Source organism: Paenibacillus sp. 01L418 (assembly GCF_056400045.1).
Genome location: NZ_JBFTSN010000680.1, coordinates 1 through 2,092 on the forward strand (window position 1 = coordinate 1; position 2,092 = coordinate 2,092).

At 37.6% G+C, this 2,092-nt stretch carries 3 protein-coding genes; all 3 read left to right on the top strand.

All coding sequences use genetic code 11. From position 1 onward, the window contains the following. The first annotated feature begins 98 nt into the window (after positions 1-98). The 3 genes from AC1DSE_RS34585 (at position 99) to AC1DSE_RS34595 (ending at position 1,809) form a co-directional block, all read left to right on the top strand. Positions 99-569 carry a hypothetical protein gene (locus tag AC1DSE_RS34585; RefSeq protein ID WP_477529045.1) on the top strand — a complete coding sequence of 157 codons (471 nt, stop codon included), beginning with the start codon at positions 99-101 and terminating at the stop codon, positions 567-569. A 107-nt stretch (positions 570-676) separates the two neighbouring features. Continuing rightward, on the top strand, positions 677-829 hold the full coding sequence (locus tag AC1DSE_RS34590) for a hypothetical protein (RefSeq protein WP_477513017.1): 153 nt from the start codon (positions 677-679) through the stop codon (positions 827-829). Positions 830-894: 65 nt separating this feature from the next. Next, on the top strand, positions 895-1,809 hold the full coding sequence (locus tag AC1DSE_RS34595; protein ID WP_477529046.1) for a phosphotransferase: 915 nt from the start codon (positions 895-897) through the stop codon (positions 1,807-1,809). Positions 1,810-2,092 lie beyond the last annotated feature (283 nt).

Genomic DNA, 2,092 nt, shown 5'->3' on the forward strand with positions numbered 1-2,092 from the left:
CCGTATTACTGTTATTAATACTGTTTTGTATAATCGTCTTACAACAAAAAAAAATAAATTCGATGAGTGTGCAGTTAGTTGGAAAAAATAGTTAAATAATGGAAAAAGAACAAACAGCCAGCACATACAAAAATGAAATATTCATTAAAGAGAAGGATTTCTTAAAACTAAAAGCTGACTTTGAGTTGGAGAAGAATAAATTGAATGAAAATTTAGCTGATCTTCAATTGGATAATACAAACCTTTTATCTGAACTAAAAAGAGTGAATTCATTTATGCTTGAAGCACTCTTGGATGGAAGTGAAAGAACACCTATTGTTGACAGTTCCATACCGCCCGATATTCTATCAACAATCTTTAAACTGTATGATGCAATGAATAGGAATGATATCAAAGATTTTCATAAAATTGATGTGAAAGGAGTTCTGACTGGTTTATACGAAAATCGAGATAATATTGAGAAAATACTATGGATTCGTCACGACCCGGATAATAGAGCAAAGGCCATCCAAAACGAATTCGGAGTAGAATCTAAAGTAGAACTACTTGGTAGTGATTTTTTTAGATAAGGCCGGTTCAATATTTGACCCTAGTTTCGCGATGGTAAAAGAGCATGATAAATGGATTATATTTAGAGAGGATTAATTAGTATCAATAGCATGGGATATCCTAGGGAATGAGTCTGATGTTGTTATTGGATTATCGGGAGACGATAGTTGAAAACCAAAAGGGCTGCCGCGTGGCAGCCCTTCGCCGTTACGCTAACTGGCAGGATAGAGGAACAGACGGTAAGGTTGTTCTCGAACAGAAGAACAAATTAATGATATGATGTTGTAAATGGAACAGGCTAGTCGAGCCTATTTTCTATTTTCGTGAGGGAGTCGATARATGGATATGGGAAGTACGAATCAATGGGATGCGGAATGGGAAGTATCAGAAGAATTGGCTCATAAATTAATAAGCAGTCAGTTTCCGCAGTTAGCTTCACAAAGCGTACAAAAACTAGGATACGGCTGGGATAACACTGTTTTTCTYGTCGGGGTTGAATATGTATTTCGCTTTCCAAGAAGAGAAGTTGCAATTAATCGTTTAAGGATGGAAGGAAAGATACTACCTAAGCTTAAAGATTATTGTTCCATTGCATATTCGTTACCGCTATTTTTTGGGGAAGGGGATTATAATTATCCTGCACCTTTCCTAGGCTACCCCTATTTATCMGGAGAGTTTCCAATYGGATTAACTGACAAGCAACGWGCGGTATCAGCAACAACGCTCGCGCAATTTTTAAAAAGCTTACATGCATTCCCTGTGCAAATTGCCCAAGAAAATGGAGTTCAACATGACCATAGAAATTTGAYTGATATTGCAATGCGTAAAGAAAAGTTGCATAAATTCATTTCCGACCTTGCCCTTCATTTTAGTGAAGAAGAGTATCGTGAATTATCGAACTATTTGGAACAGCTTGGAACTGAAAAAGTGAAACCCAAAAACGTATTCCTCCATGGAGACCTTCATTTTAAAAATATGCTGGTAGACGAGAATGGAATAATTTCAGGGATTATCGACTGGGGAGATATCAATATCGGACATCCTGCTTGCGACTTGAATGTCGCGTATAGCTTTTTGCCTCCGGATGCGCGTTCAGACTTTTTCAAAGAATATGGGGATGTCGATGAAGAAACGAAGATATTAGCTCGATTGATAGCCATATACATTCCCATTTTGATCATGATGCAGGCAATTGATTATAAAGATGAAAAGTTGGTTGCTGAAGCAAAAGCGATCATAAAACGTGCTCTCGCTGATTAAGAAAGGTCATTCCGCTAACGAGGAACTATAGCTCAACACTCAATTCGGAGGAGGTTGCGGGCAAGGATCGGCAGCTTCGTTACATTAACGGGTAGTTTAACGCAACATCTTAATACCTTATCTCGTTTGAAGTATAATGCTAAAACTATGTGCCGAGCGGAATTGTTGCTTCATTGAAGTAACGATTAGCTAAAGGACTTGATGCGGTAGGAGGGATATCTTGAAGAGATTGTTATTTATTCCGATACTTATCCTTTTAACAATATCTTTAGCGGACGTAATC